Annotated in this window: 16 protein-coding genes and 4 pseudogenes; 3 read left to right on the top strand and 17 right to left on the bottom strand. The window is 35.0% G+C overall.

Features of this window, described 5'->3' with window-relative positions:
• Positions 1–299: 299 nt before the first annotated feature.
• The 8 genes and pseudogenes from BIV60_RS24265 to BIV60_RS30625 all read right to left on the bottom strand — a co-directional run bounded on the left by BIV60_RS24265 (position 300) and on the right by BIV60_RS30625 (position 7,383).
• Entirely contained in the window at positions 300–479 is a 180-nt protein-coding gene (locus BIV60_RS24265; RefSeq protein WP_071358281.1) for a sporulation protein Cse60, read from the bottom strand.
• Between the two features lie 88 nt (positions 480–567).
• Positions 568–813 (bottom strand): hypothetical protein, encoded by a 246-nt coding sequence (locus BIV60_RS24260; RefSeq protein WP_071358280.1) that lies wholly within the window; start codon positions 811–813, stop codon positions 568–570.
• A 457-nt stretch (positions 814–1,270) separates the two neighbouring features.
• Positions 1,271–1,558, bottom strand: coding sequence for a hypothetical protein (locus BIV60_RS24255; RefSeq protein ID WP_177177392.1), 288 nt, complete (start codon positions 1,556–1,558; stop codon positions 1,271–1,273).
• An 83-nt stretch (positions 1,559–1,641) separates the two neighbouring features.
• Positions 1,642–1,854, bottom strand: coding sequence for a hypothetical protein (locus BIV60_RS24250; RefSeq protein ID WP_141770544.1), 213 nt, complete (start codon positions 1,852–1,854; stop codon positions 1,642–1,644).
• Positions 1,855–2,270: 416 nt separating this feature from the next.
• Complete coding sequence (locus BIV60_RS24245) at positions 2,271–3,749, bottom strand: Lsa family ABC-F type ribosomal protection protein (RefSeq protein ID WP_071358278.1); 1,479 nt, start codon at positions 3,747–3,749, stop codon at positions 2,271–2,273.
• A gap of 477 nt (positions 3,750–4,226) precedes the next feature.
• A pseudogene (locus BIV60_RS31080) lies at positions 4,227–4,424 on the bottom strand (23S rRNA (adenine(2503)-C(8))-methyltransferase ClbB); the annotation flags it as partial.
• A 237-nt stretch (positions 4,425–4,661) separates the two neighbouring features.
• Positions 4,662–5,771 carry a lactonase family protein gene (locus BIV60_RS24240; RefSeq protein ID WP_071358277.1) on the bottom strand — a complete coding sequence of 370 codons (1,110 nt, stop codon included), beginning with the start codon at positions 5,769–5,771 and terminating at the stop codon, positions 4,662–4,664.
• Between the two features lie 1,432 nt (positions 5,772–7,203).
• Positions 7,204–7,383: a hypothetical protein gene (locus BIV60_RS30625; RefSeq protein ID WP_256218535.1), complete on the bottom strand. Its 180-nt coding sequence runs from the start codon at positions 7,381–7,383 to the stop codon at positions 7,204–7,206.
• A gap of 1,849 nt (positions 7,384–9,232) precedes the next feature.
• Between BIV60_RS30625 and BIV60_RS24220 the strand changes: the two genes are divergently transcribed.
• Entirely contained in the window at positions 9,233–9,415 is a 183-nt protein-coding gene (locus BIV60_RS24220; RefSeq protein ID WP_071358274.1) for a hypothetical protein, read from the top strand.
• Between the two features lie 745 nt (positions 9,416–10,160).
• Here BIV60_RS24220 and ftsH read toward each other — a convergent pair.
• Positions 10,161–11,981, bottom strand: a complete 1,821-nt coding sequence (gene ftsH, locus BIV60_RS24215; RefSeq protein ID WP_071358273.1) for an ATP-dependent zinc metalloprotease FtsH — start codon at positions 11,979–11,981, stop codon at positions 10,161–10,163.
• Positions 11,982–12,840: 859 nt separating this feature from the next.
• Between ftsH and BIV60_RS28775 the strand changes: the two are divergent.
• A pseudogene (locus BIV60_RS28775) lies at positions 12,841–12,942 on the top strand (hypothetical protein); the annotation flags it as partial.
• Positions 12,943–13,466: 524 nt separating this feature from the next.
• Here the strand turns inward: BIV60_RS28775 and BIV60_RS24210 are convergent.
• The 8 genes and pseudogenes from BIV60_RS24210 to BIV60_RS31075 all read right to left on the bottom strand — a co-directional run bounded on the left by BIV60_RS24210 (position 13,467) and on the right by BIV60_RS31075 (position 20,082).
• A complete protein-coding gene (locus BIV60_RS24210) occupies positions 13,467–15,485 on the bottom strand; it encodes a transglycosylase domain-containing protein (RefSeq protein ID WP_083402429.1) in 2,019 nt (672 codons plus the stop codon).
• Between the two features lie 73 nt (positions 15,486–15,558).
• A pseudogene (locus tag BIV60_RS28770) lies at positions 15,559–15,657 on the bottom strand (DUF2187 family protein); the annotation flags it as partial.
• A gap of 115 nt (positions 15,658–15,772) precedes the next feature.
• Positions 15,773–15,949: a hypothetical protein gene (locus BIV60_RS29915; RefSeq protein WP_177177391.1), complete on the bottom strand. Its 177-nt coding sequence runs from the start codon at positions 15,947–15,949 to the stop codon at positions 15,773–15,775.
• Between the two features lie 743 nt (positions 15,950–16,692).
• Positions 16,693–17,442 (bottom strand): formylglycine-generating enzyme family protein, encoded by a 750-nt coding sequence (locus BIV60_RS24205; protein ID WP_071358272.1) that lies wholly within the window; start codon positions 17,440–17,442, stop codon positions 16,693–16,695.
• Between the two features lie 94 nt (positions 17,443–17,536).
• Positions 17,537–17,605 (bottom strand): annotated as a pseudogene (locus tag BIV60_RS28765) (JAB domain-containing protein); the annotation flags it as partial.
• Positions 17,606–17,620: 15 nt separating this feature from the next.
• A complete protein-coding gene (locus tag BIV60_RS28760; RefSeq protein WP_083402427.1) occupies positions 17,621–17,788 on the bottom strand; it encodes a GNAT family N-acetyltransferase in 168 nt (55 codons plus the stop codon).
• 858 nt (positions 17,789–18,646) lie between these two features.
• Positions 18,647–19,144 carry a DUF5946 family protein gene (locus tag BIV60_RS24200; RefSeq protein WP_256218534.1) on the bottom strand — a complete coding sequence of 166 codons (498 nt, stop codon included), beginning with the start codon at positions 19,142–19,144 and terminating at the stop codon, positions 18,647–18,649.
• A gap of 308 nt (positions 19,145–19,452) precedes the next feature.
• Entirely contained in the window at positions 19,453–20,082 is a 630-nt protein-coding gene (locus BIV60_RS31075) for a CotD family spore coat protein (protein WP_371261587.1), read from the bottom strand.
• 339 nt (positions 20,083–20,421) lie between these two features.
• On the opposite strand from BIV60_RS31075, the gene BIV60_RS24190 reads away from it, so the two are divergent.
• The gene (locus BIV60_RS24190; protein ID WP_071358271.1) at positions 20,422–20,661 is read left to right on the top strand and encodes a hypothetical protein; all 240 of its coding nucleotides are present in this window, start codon (positions 20,422–20,424) and stop codon (positions 20,659–20,661) included.
• The last annotated feature ends 122 nt before the right edge of the window (positions 20,662–20,783 follow it).

The raw sequence follows: 20,783 nt of genomic DNA, 5'->3' as shown, positions 1-20,783 counted from the left end.
GCTAAGAAATCCCTGTTCGGTGTTTTACCGTTGTCATAAATATTTAAGTAAACTTCAAATCTGTCTTCAAATTCAACAATAATATAATCTACCATATCATCGTGAGAATTAATCATAAAGCCATTATCAAAACCGATTGCACCTTTCCAAATTTCTTTTCCTCAACTAGCTCTAATAATTTTGACATATCAAATCTCCTCCCTCGTTGAAAAGGAATTCAACTAATATATGTCATAACCTGTCGTTTATTGTTAATGTTTTGTGACAATATAAAAAGCACCCCAAGGATGCTTTCAATCTTAAATTTCGTAAATAATCATTGCAGTATGATAATCTGGAAGATCTTCACCATTATGGTAACTGTTGAACTTTATGTCAATCAATAGAAAATAATTAGTGTTCATATTACTTAAAAAATCATTAATTTTGTTTTCCAAGTCTTCGACCTTTCCACAATCAAAAAATTTTACTTTCTTCACAATTCCCCCCCCCTTATAGAATTTCTAAAATAGGTTACTTCCACGTTTTGAAACCTATTGTTTTAATAATATTCTTGAGAGGTATTATTTAGTCTTTAAATTTAAATCCTTGTAACTGCCCCATTCTTCCTGTATAAGTATCACGATTCATCCCCATGATTACCTTCCAGTTAACTTTTTCTTGCTTGTCCTCCTTCGAAAGTGGTTTATTTCTCTTGCCCATTTGCTCCATCCGCTGTTTCTGTTTATCTGATAAATAATCAGCAAGATTAAAATTCTCATAATGGCTTTCCCCTAATAAAGTTTGCCTCAGTTTATGGTGTTTTTCATTCATTATTATAGCCTCCAAATTTTAATATCCATCCATCGGTTCTAAATATGATTTTTAATGCTTGAATATGTATCTACTTCTTTTATTTTCAACATTCATTAGAAATATAGCTTCTTAAAGTTAGTAGCATTTTTCAGGGAATTGCAATATAAAATGAAATTGAACCGAAGTGTGAACAGACCGCTAGTTAAAGAAAACTCCTATGCAGTGGACCTTTTTGAACAGGAAGAATTATGAAAAGATGAATATGAAGAGGAAAAGCTTCTTTAAATAGAAGCTTACAGGCTACGGACAAAGTCGACAGCCGTTTTTTTCATAAAATATAAAATCTATATATCTTGTGAATTTATTTAATTAAAACAACTACATATACTAATTTGCAGAGAAAAAACTTTTTTTCGCACCAATTTTTTTAAAAGGCATTTTGTCTACACTCTGAAGCCACTAAAAGTGGCTTCTTTCATTGCTTCGTAACAGCAATATTCAGATTTAACGCAAGCTTATAAAATGCTTTCCACCGGATTTTGTCATAAGTTGTAGCTGAAATCGGAGGTTGAAATTCAAAACAATAAACCTTTAAATCAGTAAGATATTCAGCATCCTCAGACATATACTTTTTTTCAATAAGAAACCTTTTCATTTTAGGTAATCGGTAAACTGCTCTTTCGATTCTTTCACAAAAACGTGTTCTTCTCTCCTGCTTGTCCACATTAAAGATTGCAATAACAGAAGTTTGGTCACTTGTCACATTTGATCTAGTTCAGGCAATTCAAAGCTCAAACCCATGTCACCCCTTTAGAAACGCCCCAGGATTACTCCCAGGACTTTTTCTTAGTCTAGTAAATAGTCGGCGCTGTCAACCGATGGGTCCTGTTCATTAGATTCCGTTACGGTTTCCGGACATTCATATTCATCAATATCATCTAGTGACATTTGGTATTGAGAAACCGAAGCAGTTCCAACTTTATCAACTGTATACTCAATTCCATCATGAGGTTCATCTTCAAAATCATCGGTACTCATTTGTGATTCAATAATTTTCAACGTCACGTCTGAACTGGCTCTTTTATAAAAATTAAAGGTGTTTTCTGCGGAAGCATCGCCTGTCACGATAAATTCAAGAACAGTTTTTTGCTGTCTTTAGTCTCCTAAATCAAATTGTTCTACAACTTCACTAACTTTACGCCCTTCAAAAAAAGCCTAAGTGAGTTTACAGTTGGTTCTGTAATCCCTATTAAATCAACGTCCTTTAAAGTCATCAAATCTTTGTATCTCCATTTTCCCACCTTCAAAACCAATACCACTATAATTCCACTTGAAAATTAATTATCCTTCTTTCGCTAAACTGCTTCATTAGTACAATAAAAAAGCTGCCAATATGACAGCTTGATCTTTAACTCTTGCACCCTATAGTTTAATAACCTGATTTACTGATTATATCTTCAATTCTTCATATTTAACTACATAGATATAGTTTTTGTTGCAACTGTTTGTTGAAATGCCTGATCATGCTCAACAATAACCATTGTGGGATTAAATCTTTGAATAAGCTCTTCAATCTGCATGCGCGAATAAATATCAATAAAATTTAACGGTTCATCCCAAATATATAAATGAGCTTTTTCGCATAAGCTTTTGGCTATAAGCAGCTTTTTCTTTTGTCCACCAGAATAATGAGATATATCTTTCTCAAATTGAATTCGGTCAAAATCCATCTTACGTAGGATGGATTTAAATAACGTTTCATCAATCTCATGCATTTCAATAAAGTCCGATAACAGTCCCTTCAAATGAGAAGTATCTTGTTGGACATAGGAAATAATGAGGCCCGAACCTAAATTCAATGTGCCTGTATGCTGTATGGGATTTCCTAGAATTAGTTTTAGGATACTACTTTTTCCGCTTCCATTCTTTCCATCAAGTACAATTCGGTCACCCTGTTCAACTTTAAAGCTAATTGGCTTATTCACTACTTGGTCATCGTACTTAACAGATACATCAGCCAAAACAATCAATTCATTTGACTGAAATTCCAATGATTCTAATTTTAATGACTCGGTTTTTTCCACATTTTTTAGAAGTTTTGACTTTTCCTCAATAGCTTTTTGTTGCCTTGATTCAAGGTTCTTTGCTCTCTTCATCATCTTTGCCGCTTTATGTCCTACAAAACCCTTGTCCAACTTAGAACCCGAATTCGTTGTCCCATTTTTGGAAGCTTCCACTTGATTAGACCAACCTGCTGAACGCTTTGAAGACTGTTTTAATCTCCCTAAGTCTTTTTGTAGACGCTGATTTGTTGCCTCTTCGTGTTCCTGCTGTCTATCAAAATTTAACTTCCATGAAGAATAGTTACCACTTTGAACTTCAATATTTGCTCTATTTATAGATAAAATATGATCAACGCATCCATCTAAAAAAATTCTGTCATGTGAAATTAAAATAAACCCTTTTTTCTTCCTTAGATAATCAGAGACCATCTTTCGCGCACCAGTGTCTAGATGATTGGTTGGCTCATCAATTAATAGAAATTGACCCTCATTCAATAAAAGTGCAGCAAGCAACACCTTTGTTTGTTCTCCATTTGATAATGTTTTAAATGGTCGGTACATGACCTCGGCATCAACATTTAGATAGGATATTTCACGAAGAAATTCCCAATCTTCTGCTTGGGGGCAAATTTCTTCAAAGATTTCATAAGTATACTTGTTTTTATCCGAAACTGGATAAGGAAAATAATTAAATTCTACCGTAGAAATGATTTTCCCACTATACTCATAATTCCCTAATAATAAATTAAAGAATGTTGTTTTACCTCGTCCATTTCTACCGATAAATCCAAGTTTCCAATCCGTATCTATTTGAAAGTTTACACCTTCAAAAATATTGTCAAAACTACCTGGATAAGAAAAAGTTAAGTCTTGAACTTTTATCATTGACATGATAATTCCTCCTTTGTATATCAACACTTTTTACTTTTAATACAAAGTCGGCACATCCATCTATTCTAAATTTCTCCGTATAAGTTTGATGGATATTAACGACTTATACAGAGTATTACATGCGTAACAATAGTGTCTGAATTGGTCATTTCTCTCACTCCTTTATTTATTTGATTAATAAACATCATTCTTATCTATGAGAGAATAAAAAATCCTCCCAATTTGTAATTGGAAGGATTAGTCTTTCACTTATATTAAATAAGTTCTTTTTTGCCATTGGAATCATGACAAATAAAGTGTAAACTGATTTATAAAAATGGATAGACTAACCCTATATTTTGTAGTTTGAACTTATTCATTTCAAATAAAAATATAGATTAGTTAATCATTATCCATTCATCAGTCCTCTCATAATTATATTTTATTTTAACAATTTTTTTTATGGAATACAATATCATCATCATCTTCACCTCTAAATTACTGCTTGTTGCTCTTTTGATAATTTCTATACAATTGACCACAAGCAGCATCTATATCATTTCCAAATTGACTTCTAATGGTCACATTAATACCTCATGATTTTAATTTTTTGTAAAAATTAAAATCATGACCTTCATCAACTTCACCGAAACTTAAAGGAGAACTGACAGTTGGGTTATATCTGATTAAATTAATAATAGCGGCTTTTCATAAAGAATCTTTTTTTATAATAATAAATGATGCATCGAATGTCCTTAGGGAAACTATGGAACAGTTTACTTATCAAGTACCTGAAAAGGTCCATACCAATCTTTAAATCTTGCACCCGTTTGTTTAAGTACAGATATTCACAGTCTTTTAATTTTGTCAGCAGCCTTGTTTTTAACAATTCATTTATTTTTTATTCCAGCAAATATACTGAATTTAATTAAATCAAAGAATAGTTAACCCTTGCGATCCAAGATAAGGGATATTAGTCCAAGCAGCAACCTGCAATCTAACTAGACTTCCATCATCTTGAATAGTAAATACGGAGACTGTACCCTGGTTTCCGTTAAGGGTGTAAAAATGCCGTCCATCTTTACTCACTCCAACATCCATCGGCAGTCCTGGAGATGTACTTGGCGGTGTACTGGTAATATGTCTTACCACCGACAGGGCTCCATTGGGATCAATTCGATAGGTAGAGATGGTGCCGCTTAAGGTGTTAGTAACATATGCAAAACGTTCATCCTTCGTTGGTACAACCCAGCATGCGGTTTTATATCCGTTTGGTACAGAGCCACTGATCACATGAAGGATCCCGTCCTTGCTCATTGAATAGGATGACAGAGCATTTGAATCTGCTTCTGTAACTAAGAGGATTCCGGAGGATAAAAAATAAGCGCCCAATGGTCCTTGACCATAAGAATCATTAACGATTGGTCCTGTAACCATACCATTCTTATTAACATGAAATATACTGAGATGGTTTGAAGTAAGTTCGGTTACAAGGATTTTACTACCATCAGGAGTAAAAAGAACCTGCGCAGGTTGAGCATTGAAAGTGCTAAGGGAATGGGTGGATCTAGGAAAAGGAGTAAGACGTCCGATATTATCGATGAGAAAACCTGTGATATTGGATGTAAAATTGTTTTCAGGATTACCGACATTGGATACATAGACAAGATTACCAAACACATCTACACTATTGGGCTGAGCACCTCCAGATGGCTTTACATCCACCAGGATAGGTGTTCCACTGTCGGTTATGATGAAACTGCTGATACTATGGCTTCCTGCATTAACGGCAAGTAGGAAACGTCCATCACGGGACAAAGTGAGAGCGCCTTGTGCAGTAAGGGGATCGACACCATCGTTTGCTGTTGCTGTAGAGACTTCCTTTGTTCCAGTACCTTTGCCGTAAGTTGGGTATGCCCCGACAAAAGTGAGCATTCCATTCATATCCCTGTAAAAGGCAATGATTTGATTCATTACTTCATTATTCGTCATCATGTATACCATACTTGCAGTTCCACGAAAATATTTATTCATAATAAGCATGTTATGTCTCTCCTCCTTTCATAATTTTATATGGTACTTTTGCCATTTAAATTCTCTAAATGGATTAAAAATCGGTTCAAAAGAGGGGTCGATTATCAGCCACTTATCCCACTAATCCGTTACTTCAAGAAGAAAAAGCGACTCTTAGTTATTAAAGAATCACACCCAATAGTTTAAGTACAAATCATCACAAACTCTTAAAGTTTGTATATTCGCAACCAAATCTCACGCTGTTTAACAGTAATTTTTTGCAATTAAATTTTCCATGGCTTGAACCTTATTTTTGTATAATAAAAAGGTGCTTGGCTAATTTAATAACAAGCGATTAACCTGCTTCAAATTGTAATTAGAAGGAACAGCTACCTATTACGGTGGCTTTTCACCGTATAGAGGTGGTGTTAGTATGTCAGTTAAGGACATATACAGATCTCTCACTTATAAGACTGTCAATATTCATATTCGAAATAATCCTTCTTAAGCTAACCTTTTCCAATACTTCAACAAAAAAGGAAGCGCTTCTCCTTTCTGCATTTTTAGTTGAATAAACAAAAAACCACCAGGAATATGGCAGCTGAGATCTTTAACTATTGCACACGTTAACTTAATCTCTCTCTGAATTCTCATATGTGATTGAACTGAAACAACAAAATCAGAATACAGGGAATACTTAATAATAAGGATAATTTGTAATTGACAAAATGTAATCTTAACATAGGAAACATCACTGAATCGAATAATAGTGACCACCATATATTCCAACCGTTATCATGATTCATTGAATTAAAAAAATTAACCCCAATCCATTCCAATATAACAAACCCAATAATCCACCATGTAACATATAAAATCCTTTTTCCCTTTGTTTCTGTAAATTTAGATAAGTATATAAAAATTGAAGGTATCATGATTAAAAAGGCATAGGTAAAGTAAGAGGTTTCATCATTCAATAACTGACCGCCAACTGCTTTCCAAAGGTGGAACTGAAATAAAGCAATTACTTTATATATAAAATATTATTCCAAATTTCCCCATTAAAATGCTTTGTACTTTCTTTCTTCAACAAAACTCCTGTTAGTACGAATAAGAAAAAAAGACCGCCGCAGCGACTCATTTTGAACTCATGCACCCATTTGTTTAATAAGACATCCCTGCCTCTTTCAATGCAAGTTGATAAATCTCATTGTTTAATTTTGGAACATCAGTCTGCAACAAATTTTTTCTTATAGTACTAAATAGATCACTTGGAATGTTGGGGAATTCGTTTTCCCAATCTTCTCTTTTATCTAGATTATTTAGCGATTCAATGATAACAAAAAAAATGTTCGGATATTGCTTTTTAATCTCAGAAGAGTATTTTAGAAACTCCTTAAGATACTTATCAAAATAGTGACAGTCGTATTCTTCAACGCCTGTATAGAATGGAAATCCACTTTCATCTTTCCACTCTAAGAGCAGTCCCCAAAAAGCAGCCTGCTCTATATCTCAAATTATCATCATTAAAGTGTTCATAAAAAGGGTACAGCAATTCGCCACACCAGCCTAGGTCTATTATTCCACCCATTTTTTTTATTTCATTTTGTAATAAGGTCAATTTTTCATTAATGGAACCCATTCGCATCCCCCTTTTTTAGAAGCAATTAAGATTAAGTTCTACACCATTTATTTACTTTCCTTCTTCAAGTAAACTGCCCGATTTAGCTCAATAAGAAAAAACGCTGCCGAAACAACGTTTTTTTCAACTCTTGCACCCAGTTACTTTAAGTGAGGAATTTCACAATCCTTATTAGAAAGAGAAGAACGGTGATCTTCATCTCTCCAAAGACACTAGCGTAAGGTGTTTTCAAGGATATAACCATTCTCCCACGTTCCTATTAGAATAAATCGGTTATCGGTGCTAAATTCTGCGAAACAGGCATATTTGATTTTTTCAACTAAAATGATTTGTAAGTCAGAGTATCGTAGGATTAAAACTGTATTGCTATAAGTAATGATAATATACTCACCATTATTTGAAAGGTGAATGTGTCGGAAATAATTAAAGTCAGGATAATCCTTATTTGACAAGTTAACTTTCTTTATAATTTCCTTAAACTGTCCATTAAGTATAACTATGTCATAATCTAGAACCACAATATATACGTTATGAATAGAGTTAAAGATGATGGAATCCCAATTCCGAATTTCTAAGTTATCTAATACTTCAATGGACTCTTTATTTATTGGTTCTTTAGCTTTTACTATTTTTTCGACTCGGTAACCTTCATTATTTACATAACTTAAAGTAAATAGGCACTTTCAGCCTGGATAAAGTGATTAAAATAAATAAGAGTAATTGAATCTTTAAATTGAGTTAGTACTCTAAACTCACCCTTCTCAATGTTGATTAATGCCAGTTGATGTCCGTCTTTCGTTTTCAGTGCATCAAGGATAATGAATGAAGTATTAGTTAAAGCAAAGTCCCCTTCAACAAGTTGATATTTTTTATTCGATTTAATGGTTTTGATTAACTGAAATCCAACCGTTTCATATACACATAGAGTACCGATTGTGTTTTTTATATATAAATAATCATCATTGTCTAAGAAATGAATATCTCCTGGATTATTAGGTTTACTAAGCTCCTTTATTTTTTCCCAAGAACTTGTATCATAAATAATTGTTTTACTCTTGGTCGGTTTTTCTTACAAGGGGAAAGAACTAGAACAGTCAATTGGATGAATGAAAAATGGTGATGAAAGGAGTCTAGCAAACTGCTCTTACAGTTGGTGAATGAAAAGGAATCTTTTCACATATAGATGAATTAAAGATAGCCAATAAAAGGGGGGACTTGCATTTCGTTTTCAGTTCTTGCTGCAAAAAAAGTTTAATCAAGAATTCGAGGGGGAATGGTGTGAAACCATTAGATGGAAGTGAAAATGTTTACAAGTTTTTAATGCCACTATTTTTTTCCGGGGTTGCCTTCTGTTTGAGTTTCTACTTTTGTATATTAGGCGTTTCCCTTTATATTTATTCCCTTCCTATCTATGCATTTTTACTGCTAATCTCTTTGTTTCTGTTTTATCGAACTGATAAAAATTTAAATGACTTCATGAAAAAGGGAATAACCACCTTTAGGCACTATAACTTTTATCATCACTGCATTGGTATTTATTTAATGTTATCGTTTGTATTATTTGGAGTATCCATTGCCTATATTCCTTTTTATTACAATGGAGGATTTATCTTTGTTTGGTACTGTGGCCCTATGTCGATCCTTTGCTTCATTAGTTTTATACAATCCCAAAAAAGAATAAAACGTTTAAAAAAGACGCTTCAAAATAATAGTAACTCCGAAAACATTGACCAACTTAAGTTATAACTTTCCCTGCGGAGTTTTGAACGATATTACCGAAAGAGTTCACTTGGAAATTTTCCATTTAAATGTCATAAGCAAGACACAGACATAATAAGAAGATTGGATTATGATTAAATCAAAATCGTTGGATTTAATCACTATGACAAAGATACCTGTAATTTTTGAGGGTAAAGATTATATTTTACTTCAACAATATGCTTCAGGCTTTTGTGAAATATCGGAAGAAGGAGCAGCAAATAAAGATATTAAGCTTGTACATTTCTCAGAATTGACTTTGAAACATAATTGAATAATTTCTGTTTTTCTAGGAAAAAATATATTACTACCATGTAAAACGTTGTCTGCACAACAAAAGCCCTTCTCAGTGAGATGGGCTTATTTGTTATCCCAATAATAGTTAATAATTTGGGTAGGCTTTATTCAATTAATGCTCCCTTTCTAAAAAGTATGCTAAAAACAAAGAACGTTCATAAATTAATTTTCAAGTTTTACGAATGTGAAAAAAGACCATTTTTGAACAAAAAATAACTGTGCTTAAAAGATACTTTTATAAATGGGTTATAGGCCTTATTTTTCTCATAAAGGTATGTGGAACAAATATCTATAAAAACAAAAAACACGTTTAGTTTTAATAAGAAAATACATTCTTTTTTATTTTTATAACCCAGCAGATGACTTATGTATTCTTTTACCAAAATCTTTTTAAAAAAAGTTAGGGAGCTGAGACCTTTAATGAATGAGCTAATAACCTAACAGATAGGATATTTATCGAGGATAAAGAAATTAATTTTTTGCTATTAAAAGGAGAATACGATCTACCCTTCTCTCGCTCTCAGGTATAAATATTTAAAGCTGGATAGAGAAAGGGATAATTCGGGCAATATTGACTAAAACATAAGCAGCCCGAATCTTTTATTAAGCAGTCATAAAAAAGGTCTGCTCCCAACGGAACAGACTTATTTTAAAATCTTTTCAATGCTCTCAATTTGTTAAAGTGATTTTTCCTAAACAATAGTTTTTCTTACTTATATCATTTACAGTTCTTTCCCCGACAAAATATCCATAAATTCCACACCGGTTATCGTTTCTTTTTCCAAAAGGTACTTTGTCAATTCATGCAATTTGTCAATATTGTTTTGTAAAATCATTTTTGCATTTTGGTGGCAAGTTTTAATGATTCTGAGTACCTCGGCATCCACCTTTGAAGCCGTTTCAGCAGACACTAGTAAGGTGGTATCGCCGCCTAAGTAAGGATTATTTACTGTTTCCAATGCCATCATATCGAATTCATCACTCATCCCAAAACGGGTCACCATAGATCTAGCAATTTTAGTCGCCTGCTCAATGTCGTTGGATGCGCCCGAAGTAATCGTTTTAAAAATAATCTCCTCTGCCGCACGGCCTCCCATATAGGTCGTAATTTTATCTAGCGCCTGTTCTTTCGTCATCAGTATAGTCTCCTTCTCATCGACCTGCATTGTATAACCTAATGCACCAGAGGTTCTGGGAATGATGGTAATTTTATGGATCGGAGCTGAATGACTTTGTTTGGCAGCAACCAATGCATGGCCAATTTCATGATAAGCAATCGTTAATTTATCCTTCATAGAAATGACAGCATTTTTCCTCTGGTATCCAGCGATGACTGTCTCCACCGATTCTTCTAAATCATTTTGCTTGACCTTGTTGCGGCCAAGTCTTACCGCCCTAAGTGCAGCTTCATTAATAATATTGGCCAAATCTGCTCCGGATGCTCCTGAAGTCGCCCTTGCAATCACATTAAAATCAATATCATCAGCTAACTTTACTTTACGGGCATGAACCCTTAATATCGATTCTCGGCCAGCGAGGTCAGGTAATTCCACCGGAACGCGGCGGTCAAATCTTCCCGGTCTCAATAGCGCTTTATCCAGCGTTTCCGGCCTGTTGGTTGCTGCGAGAATGACAATTCCTTTATCCGGCTCAAAACCATCCATTTCCGTTAACAGCTGATTTAATGTCTGCTCCCGCTCATCATTTCCTCCGGCCATACTGGAATTACGACTTTTCCCGATAGCATCTATTTCATCTATAAATACAATGCACGGGGCTTTAGCTTTTGCCTGTTTAAATAAATCACGTACCCTTGCAGCACCCATTCCCACAAACATCTCAACAAATTCCGAACCAGACATTGAGAAGAACGGGACTTTCGATTCTCCAGCAACTGCTTTTGCCAGCAAGGTTTTACCAGTTCCCGGAGGCCCAACTAACAGCGCTCCTTTAGGAATATTGGCGCCAATGTCAACGTATTTCTTTGAGTTATGTAGGTAGTCGACAATTTCCTGAAGCGCCTCTTTTGCTTCATCCTGACCGGCGACATCGTTAAAAGTAATTCCTGTTTCCGACTCAACATATACTTTTGCATTACTTTTGCCAAAAGAAAAGCCATTGCCGCCACCCATCATCCGATTTTGCATTCTCTTTGTCAACCATTGCCCAATCGCCATAAAGATTAAGATTGGAGCAACCCAGGTCCAAAAGAAATTGATGAGTGGTGAGCTTTCCTTTGGAATGACCTTGGAAAATTTCACATTTGCTTTATGTAGCCGGTTAACTAATTCAGGGTCATTCATAGTTCCGGTTTTATATACCACATCCCCTGATTTGGGACTAAATGTAATGTAGTCATCTTCAATTTGTACTTGTTTAACTTTACCTTGATCTACCATTGATAAAAAAGTCCCATAATCAACCTCTTTTATCGAATGACGAAGAATAGCAGGAAAAAGAAAAGTGTTAAGAAGCATAACTACAATTAATATCACGACATAAAAATAAATGAGCGGCTTCTTCGGCGGCTTGATTTCTTTCATACAGCTTCCTCCACGGAGACCTAAATTTTTGTTTTACTTAGATCTGTTTTTCTTCAATTTTTTAATTTTATTTTCCCCAATCTCATATTAAATCATCTAAAATCCACACCAAATTTTAAAAATTGTATCAGACCTTTATATTAACTAGCTAAAATTCTTTTTCAAGAACTATACATATCGGTTTTTGTATAAGGGAGAAAAAACCCTTCTTATCCATCATATCTTCTTTTTTCATTATCTTTAACCTTTAGTTTAATTAGATAAAATTTCCCTAATATTATAGTGGACATAAATAAAAGACCGACGATTGATATTCTGCGCATAATAAGTTCATTTATGGTTGGATAAATACAACGAACTAAAAACGAAATTGCTGTGAAATCTTTGAGGCTTTTTCATAAGCCATAAATTCCTTTTGATATCTACAACGGTAGTTTTTATTTCATGTAATAATCCATGTTCCAATTCTCCGGCCACAGTCTGCTTGGGAGAATACTTTCCTAAGTCCCGCAAGTAGACTTAATATCAATTTGAAAGAACTAAAAAACCCTTCAAAATCGAATGTGGCTCCTTTTTCTATTTATAAATACTTTTAAGTATTTCATTGAACTTTTGAATTTTACTTTCATACAACGGGATACCTAGTGCCCCGCTGATCTTCGGAAGCTCTTTTAATTTATAAATTAATGTCTAAACGAAATAATTATTAAAACACACTCAAGTATGGATGTAATAGGGTATCATTTTGCCAAACCTTTATCCCTCTTTAACAAAAGTATTCAAAGTCTTATGTAGCAGATATGGTACCAGAAGGGCAACGTGGTGTGGCAATGGGAACATTTAATGCATTAACGAGTAGACAGTTGATCATAATACAACACATGTTAACCCAACATATGAAAAATACGGTGTTGTTCATTACGCAGTAGCAGACATGCCTGGGGCAGTCCCAAGAACATCAAATGGTTGCCCTATATTATAAAACAGTTTCAAGATGTTCATTCAGGAATCGACCTGAAATTGTTTGGTAGGGGATTATACTACTTTAGAGGAGTGGATTTCAAACGGAGTTTTGGTTGTGGATTTCTCACTTTACCTACTCCGAAATCACTTGAATTTCTTCCTTTAAAAAGGATAAGATCCTTTGCATTCTATCAAATCAACAACCTCTAGTAGCGGATGTATCAAATGGAGCCCCAAGGATCACAAGGCTGAAAAATTTTTTAATGTGACAAAACATCTAAAAAGTTTCATTCGCTTTTTATCAGTTCAAATACTTAAAGGAATGGAAAAAATAGCCCTCAATCGAGGGCGTTAGAATTTAGGATTAAAGTTAATTAAACAAGTTCAGCTTCCTCCATTTCACTTTGGAATAGTGTGGTTTTGTTTCTGCTGTTCCTCTTGTTGATGTTTATTATTCTCTTTATTTCCACCATTATCAGAATTGTTATCTTTATTATCGTTTTTTGAGCCTGGTGGAATATCTTAAGGATTTCCACCTTCAATATACAACTCATTATTCATTCTATATACGTCGCTTGGCTGCTGGAAGCTGGAACCGTCTGTTCCGAATGATTGCATCATCACTTTAAATATTAGTTGAGAGATTTTCGTAGTATTCCCCAACATATAGTTTCCAGGACCACTTTTTGGATAGCCGGTCCAAACAGCCATCGTATATTGAGGTGTATAACCAACTAACCAACTATCATTCGTCGCATTGGATGGGTATCCAAATTGCGCACTAGTTTTATCGTCAAAATTTGTTGTGCCAGTTTTTGCAGCAACATCTAATCCAGGTACATTTGCTGTTGTTCCGGTACCAGATTTTACGACTGTCCGTAACATATCTGTTACCATGTAGGCTGTGTAATCGCGCATGACACGCTTTGGCTTTGGCGTAAAATTAACAACCTCGCCATCAGAAAAAACAACTTTTTGTACAAAATGAGGTTTATTGTAAACTCCGTTATTTCCAAAGGCACTATAGGCCCCTGCCATCTCTAATGGATTAACCGTATTACTTCCGATTGCATAGGATTCATATATATTATTATGATTAAAAGAACTACCAAGTTGTTCTGCAAAGCTTTTCGCATTTCCCAGCCCAACTTCTCGTAATGTGAGAAGAGCAGGTATATTATATGACCATTGAAGTGCTGTTCTGATAGACAACATTCCGTGATATTGATGATCCCAGTTTGAAATTGCTTGACCATTTGAATAGGTTGTTTCTTGGTCATTAATTTGGTGCGCTGTAGACCATTTTAGATTTTCAATGGCTGGACCATAATCAAAAATCGGCTTAAATGTAGAGCCGGGCTGTCGCTTTATATCAATTGCAAAGTTGTTACCTAGGAATGACGCTTGATAGTCGTTTCGCCCACTTCCGATTGCACGAACTTCTCCAGTTTTTGTATCTAAAAAAACGAAAGCGCCTTGGAAATTAGCATTAGGATAAGAAATAATCGTATTGGAGTTCATTATTCTGTCCGCATAATCCTGAGCTTTTGGATCTAAGGTAGTATAAATAGATAATCCATCCGTACTGATGTCTATATTCTTCAGCCTTGCTTCCACTTCTTTAACAGCAGCATTTAAAAATCCTTCATATGGTATACCCTGTTGATTACTTTTGGGCACAAGCCCTGCTGTTACTGGTGCTTTCATTGCATCCCTCATTTGTTTCTCTGTAATATATCCTCTTTTATACATAGAGCTTAGAACAAGATTACGGCGATCGGTTGCAGCTTTTTTGTGTTCTGGTTTAGTAGGATCGTAATTACTTGGACCTTGTGGAAGCCCAGCCAACATAGCAACCTCTGGAAGTGTCAATTTATTTAAGTTATTAGCATCTATCCCATAGTAGTTTTTTGCAGCAGCTGCCACTCCATACGCCCCGTCTCCGAGATAAATCTTATTCAAATACATCATTAAAATATCATGCTTTGAATATTTTTGTTCCAGCTTATACGCCAAGTCCCATTCCTGCACTTTTCGCTTTATTGTTTTCTGAGGGGTCAGAAATGAGTTTTTGATTACCTGCTGTGTAATCGTACTCCCACCTTGTGAACCGAAATGCCCTGTTACATTCTCGAAAATAGCTCTAAAAGTTCCTTTAATATCAACACCATGGTGTTCATAAAAATGTGTGTCTTCCGTGGCAATGAATGCGTGTTCTAACATTTTTGGAACTTGAGCATATGTGATTTTTGTTCGATTCTGCTTCCCGTATTCATAGAGGAAGTTCCCATCTTTATCATAAAATTTCGTAGGAAGTGGGTCTACTAGTTTTGAAGAATCTAATTTAGGCGCATCGGTAATCATTGCAGCGAATGTAACTCCTACTATACCAAATGAAACAACACCAAGTATCAAACAGCCAAGTAATACCTTTTTTAACAAAGTCCTCTGTTTGGGAGATTTATTACTTCTTTGTTGTTGTTGTCTTGTTTTTTCGGCTTGTTTTCGTTCCTCACGATAACGATACGTTTCTTCTGACATTCATCTACTCTCCCATGCGAAAATTACTCAAAATTGATATTAAATTGGAAAATTTCATCATTTATTTTTTTCTGATTACTGAATTTTCATTGACCTTCTCAACGACCCCTTTAATTCCATTCTTAAAAAGGATATGATCCCCCAATTCAGCAATCTTTTTTGCCTTAAATATGACACTTTTGTAATCCAATCATAAAAGTACACCCTTGTACTTTATCTTTTCTTAATACTATTGTTATTGATTGATTTTTTCTTATGAATTGGTTTTAAGAATAGAAAACAAAAAGTTATAGATAGGCTTTATTTGCTAATAAAATTAATTCATCGAGGCTTTTAATAATGATTTCTTTTTTCAATGGTGGAAAATCCGAAAGGTTTGATATGATTTCCCTTCTTTTTAGTTCCATTTGCTTCAATTTGTCTTGATCAATTCCATTTAGATTACATTTACTTTCCTTGCTCATCTCTATACTAAACTCCTATTCTTTTAACAATTTGTTTGTCATCTTCTCTTTCCTTTATGGCTTAAACCATAAAAACTCTTTATTCTATTATTTGAAAAAATGCCGACCTTCCTCTTTATAAAGGATTGTCGGCTTATTATGAGAGGACTACCTTGGTGTATCTACTATATCATAGCCTGTTTTCAGTTTAGTTAATGGAAAATAACAGTTTGATAACATAAAAATAAACTAAATAAATCAGCATTGACAAGTCCGAATAACAGGGTTTTACCTTTACCTGAATATTTTCTTATCGTGATTAAGCCTCTTCAACATGTATCCAATTTCATTTTCACTATTCAGTTTGTTATTATTCATTAAAACGGCCTGTTTTTAATATATTGCTATATATGCCGCTATAATGGCAATATTATACTGTGTTAAAATTAGAGGTAAAACCCACTTAGCCCAACATCTTCAGGGAAATCATGCCAAAGCTAGCCCCGCCATATCAATTATGCATTACTAATTATTAAGATACGATGATGACATTAAAAAGACCAATTCCTTGTACAAGAATCGCGCCCTATAATGGAAGATCGTTCAACATTATTAAGGGCCTTCTAGCTACTTACATAAGATATTACAGAAAAGCATCCTAGAAAGTTTAAGAGAAATTATCCTCTCATACCGTTTTTTGGGGTCCCTAAACCCTGTATCCAACCATATATCCCCAATAAGGTATATCAATTCTGAATTTCAAATTAATAAACGATTGATCTAGCAATTCTAAATCCGATTTCATCTATATAAAAATCAGGCATACTCTTTCTTCGACAAGTAGCTCCACATCCACGTTCTTCTTCTGCCCAACTTCCTCCACGAATTATTCTGTAATTACCAAATGTCTCTTCATCGTATAAGTCCCAGCACCACTCCCAAATATTCCCGATCATGTCATATAAGCCCCAATCATTAGGCTTTTTCTTACCAACTTCGTGTATTCGTTCGTTAGAATTATCTTTATACCAAGCGATTTCATCAATTTCACCATACCGATATCCGTTTGATTTTGCCTTACATGCATATTGCCATTCAGCATCTGTCGGTAAACGAAAACCATTAGTATAATAATTGCAAAAAACTGATTTACTCTCATTATCAAAATCATAAAACTTGTCATAACCCAGTGTATCAGATAATAAATTACAAAAATTCACTGTATCTATCCATGAAACATTAACAACTGGTTTTCGAGCCTCAGTTGTTGTTAAAAATTTCTCCCCCATAATAATCGCATAAAGTTCTTCTGTCACCGTATATTTGGCAAGATAAAATGGATTAATTTCAACATTCCAAATAACTTCCTTTAAATTTTTTCTAACACCCGGCATTCCAAATTTATAGTTTGAACTAATCCATTTTTGCTCGTTTCGAAAATCTCGTAGGCCGATTTCTCCTTCAGGAATATACACCATTAAATCTTTTAAGTAGTCATTTAAGTTAGGTAACATAGTCCTCTCCTAGGTCTCGAATTAATGTTATTAGACACAAATTTCATAATAAGACATCTTTTAAGGATTATTGTTTAAGCATTTCTTCACAATTCTATACTTCGATTCCTAGAATTTTACCGCATTCTACTAATCGTTTGGTGAAGTCAATATCTTCTCTCGATGGATGAGGGTCTTATCAATAGTAAATAACAAATAATTTGATAATATCGCTAATTCTACTTTGATTACATATATTCATCAACTTATTTAGACCTAATTTATAAAGGCCAAATTCCATGCAACCTTTAGCTGCTTCAGATGCGAATCCCTTTGACCAATGTTTTTTATTAATATGATAGCCAATTTCAACTTCCCATCAACTATTGGTTTACTTGTATGCTAGTCTATGAACAAATAAACAAAGCTCAGTGTCTTTGAAGTTCTGACTGTCCAAGTGCCCAGAGGTCCTTCGCTGCATCATAGGAGTTACCTTGATAGAAGTGAAATTCCATGCTTTACCCTTCCCACATCGCTACTACGCCCTCATGCGCCAGTCCTAAATCATCCTAACATTTTCTATTAGCCTCTTATATGATAGGTCTTTATTGGTTAGTACCTTCCCAATTTGAAATAGGACCTTCCCAGCGTTATCTCTGAAAATCTTTCTACAGATGCCAGACCCATACCCCGGCTGCTCTTACGGTGCTTTTGACCGTTTCTTTCCATAAGACATCGGTCTTCCCCCGTTAGACAAAGGTCGACGCTAAGCGAAACATCCCTCGAACAGTTTCTTTGAGGGGCGTAGATTTCGGGATTGTAGTATTCGTTAATTCCTTCTGGCCTCTGTGTTTGCTCGCCACACAGACTGTTCCCACCTTATTCTCTCTTTGTAGAATAGGCCGCAGTGACTTTTACTTCCAAGCAGAACGTAGTTCGTTTCCTCCCCACGCATTGGATATGCTAGTCATCCGAATCGGTCAATTGATGACAGGAGACTTTCACTCCATGAGATTCTCAGCCTTGACGGCTGCTCCGCCAACTGTCTTCGCTTAAAAACTAAAGTTACCTTTAGTCCTCCAAGACTCGCTACGAGCGAATGGCTAGTTCTTACTCGACGGGAATCCAACCCGCTATATGATACGACCTAGGCTAGGCCGCACAAGCACCCTATAGATTTCACAATCTTTTTAATGATTCCGTAAAATGATAATGTTGAAATAAATTACTTTAAGAGAGTGTTACAAATTTCTTTCACCCAACTATGTTGATGCTTCCAACATTTCCACACATACAACATCCATTTTCGAATCATTTTGTCACGACTTTCTCCTGGTTGTTCGTTCAAAACATCAAACACATTCAAAGAATAGACTGATTTATCGGGTGGCTGTAATTCCATCCAATTATATTTTTGACGACTGAGAAGCGTATGTACACGCTGTACTTGTCTCCCGTTATACCCTTTCTCAACAGCATAATATAAACCAATTAACGAAAAAGCAGTGGTAATTGGTTTCATACCATTGCCTGAATGTTGAGCAGAGTAGGTATCAATAGCGTGTTGATGTATAAAATCAATATCCTGTTTCCCGATTGTATAACTACTTAATTCACTGTATTTTTGATAACATTCACCTGAAGCATTATATTTCGTAAATAAAGTAATATGGTGATTATTTATCTTTAGCCCACATCCAGGACACTCTACAATATTTTCCAACACTTTGCCACCTCCAATCTATGGTTAATACTTAATGTTGTTTATGGCAAGCATCTTTTAGTTACGAGCTAGTATTAATAATAATACGGTTTCTCTAATAAGAAAGAACCATTACATATTTACTTTCTTCTTCCATCATTCTGCTCTTTAGTTAAATAACAATTATGAAAAAGGACTGCCGAAACAGTCCATTTGTTGTGAAACCCACCCGATACTTTAATAAGAAATATTACACAATAAACCCACAAAGGGAAGTAAAAACGGCTTTTATAAAAATACCCCAACCTAAATGGTGGGGGTAAATGAAGCTAGTATCCAAATGGTGATGGACAGCAAGGATTAACTGGAAATCCACACATTGTATGTGTTTCACAGTATTCATTTACACATGACTCTGTGTGGGGAAAATAATGTTGATGATTAACATGAAGTTTGTTGACTGTTGTTGTATGATAAGGATGGACATGAGAGACTACGTTATTAAATAAGTTTGTTTTTACATATTGTTGTGGTGGATCAAATAGTGGTGGATCATATTGAGCAGGAAACACTTGCGGCGGACAGTATTGCGGCGGACAATATGTTGGCGCACATGCTTGAAGTGGAACGTATTGGACTGGCATCGGTTTCATGGGTGGTACTGTTATTGGAATTTCTTTCTTAGGTGGTACTGCTATTGGAATTTCTTTCTTAGGTGGTACTGCTATTGGAATTTCTTTCTTGGGTGGTACTCCTATTGGAACCTCTTTCTTGGGTGGTACTGCTATTGGAACCTCTTTCTTGAGTGGTACTGCTATTGGAACTTCTTTCTTGGGTGTTACTGCTATTGGAACTTCTTTCTTGGATGGTACTGCTATTGGAACTTCTTTCTTGGGTGTTACTGCTTTTGGGAACTCTTTCTTGGGTGTTACTGCTTTTGGGAATTCTTTTCTCATCATAGATAAATGGCCTCCATGTAAAGTTGTCGTGTTACAACATTAGTCTATGTGAACTTAGAATTGTGCGGACTAGTTTATTACCTATTTTGTAAGAAATGATACACACTACGATCTTTCTGTGCTTATTAAAGTAAACTGCCAGTTAGGGAAATAAAAAAGGGCTGCCGCAGCAACCCTGGACTTTGAACTCAAGCACCCGTTAGTTTAAGTGAATTTCTTCACAAACTCAGGCGGGTTTTTATTTTTACGAAAAATGGACAAGACATAGTCAATTGCCCTCTCAACATGTGGAATCTTTACATAATTTATAGCAATTCCCTTAGAAAGGAGGTTTTTGACATGTACTTCGATTATGATAATGCTCGTCGTTTCGAAGGTCAATTGATTAAGGTTAAAAATGAACAGGGTGACTGGGTTATCGGAAAGATTGTTAAAGTAAAAGAGGACGGTTTTGAAGTAGCTGAACTAAATTCAAAACAACCAAATGATGGCTACGGCTTTGGATTTTTCCCTGGACCATTTTTCGGCAGACGTTTCTTTAGACCGTTTGGTGCCCCGTTTTTCCCATTCTTCTTCTGATAATCGCTTAAAGAGCAACGCCTTCAAGCTTGCTCTTTTTTCATGTCGGATGTTGATTTACCATATATTCAACAGATAACAACAAAGCTGTGTCATGAAAATACACGCTGGTATGTGAGTTA

The sequence above is a fragment of the Bacillus sp. MUM 116 genome (assembly GCF_001866655.1).
Lineage (GTDB): Bacteria > Bacillota > Bacilli > Bacillales > Cytobacillaceae > Neobacillus.
Note: the sequence above shows the minus strand (reverse complement) of the source record. Positions and strands in the feature narration are given on the sequence as shown.

What these genes read in the sequence shown, in the direction of transcription:
- BIV60_RS24260 (WP_071358280.1), bottom strand. Translation starts at nt 813, where the DNA reads ATGAATGAAAAACACCATAAACTGAGGCAAACTTTATTAGGGGAAAGC.
- BIV60_RS24245 (WP_071358278.1), bottom strand. Translation starts at nt 3,749, where the DNA reads ATGTCAATGATAAAAGTTCAAGACTTAACTTTTTCTTATCCAGGTAGT.
- BIV60_RS24240 (WP_071358277.1), bottom strand. Translation starts at nt 5,771, where the DNA reads ATGCTTATTATGAATAAATATTTTCGTGGAACTGCAAGTATGGTATAC.
- BIV60_RS30625 (WP_256218535.1), bottom strand. Translation starts at nt 7,383, where the DNA reads ATGGGTTCCATTAATGAAAAATTGACCTTATTACAAAATGAAATAAAA.
- BIV60_RS24220 (WP_071358274.1), top strand. Translation starts at nt 9,233, where the DNA reads ATGATTAAATCAAAATCGTTGGATTTAATCACTATGACAAAGATACCT.
- ftsH (WP_071358273.1), bottom strand. Translation starts at nt 11,981, where the DNA reads ATGAAAGAAATCAAGCCGCCGAAGAAGCCGCTCATTTATTTTTATGTC.
- BIV60_RS24210 (WP_083402429.1), bottom strand. Translation starts at nt 15,485, where the DNA reads ATGTCAGAAGAAACGTATCGTTATCGTGAGGAACGAAAACAAGCCGAA.
- BIV60_RS29915 (WP_177177391.1), bottom strand. Translation starts at nt 15,949, where the DNA reads ATGAGCAAGGAAAGTAAATGTAATCTAAATGGAATTGATCAAGACAAA.
- BIV60_RS24205 (WP_071358272.1), bottom strand. Translation starts at nt 17,442, where the DNA reads ATGTTACCTAACTTAAATGACTACTTAAAAGATTTAATGGTGTATATT.
- BIV60_RS31075 (WP_371261587.1), bottom strand. Translation starts at nt 20,082, where the DNA reads ATGATGAGAAAAGAATTCCCAAAAGCAGTAACACCCAAGAAAGAGTTC.
- BIV60_RS24190 (WP_071358271.1), top strand. Translation starts at nt 20,422, where the DNA reads ATGTACTTCGATTATGATAATGCTCGTCGTTTCGAAGGTCAATTGATT.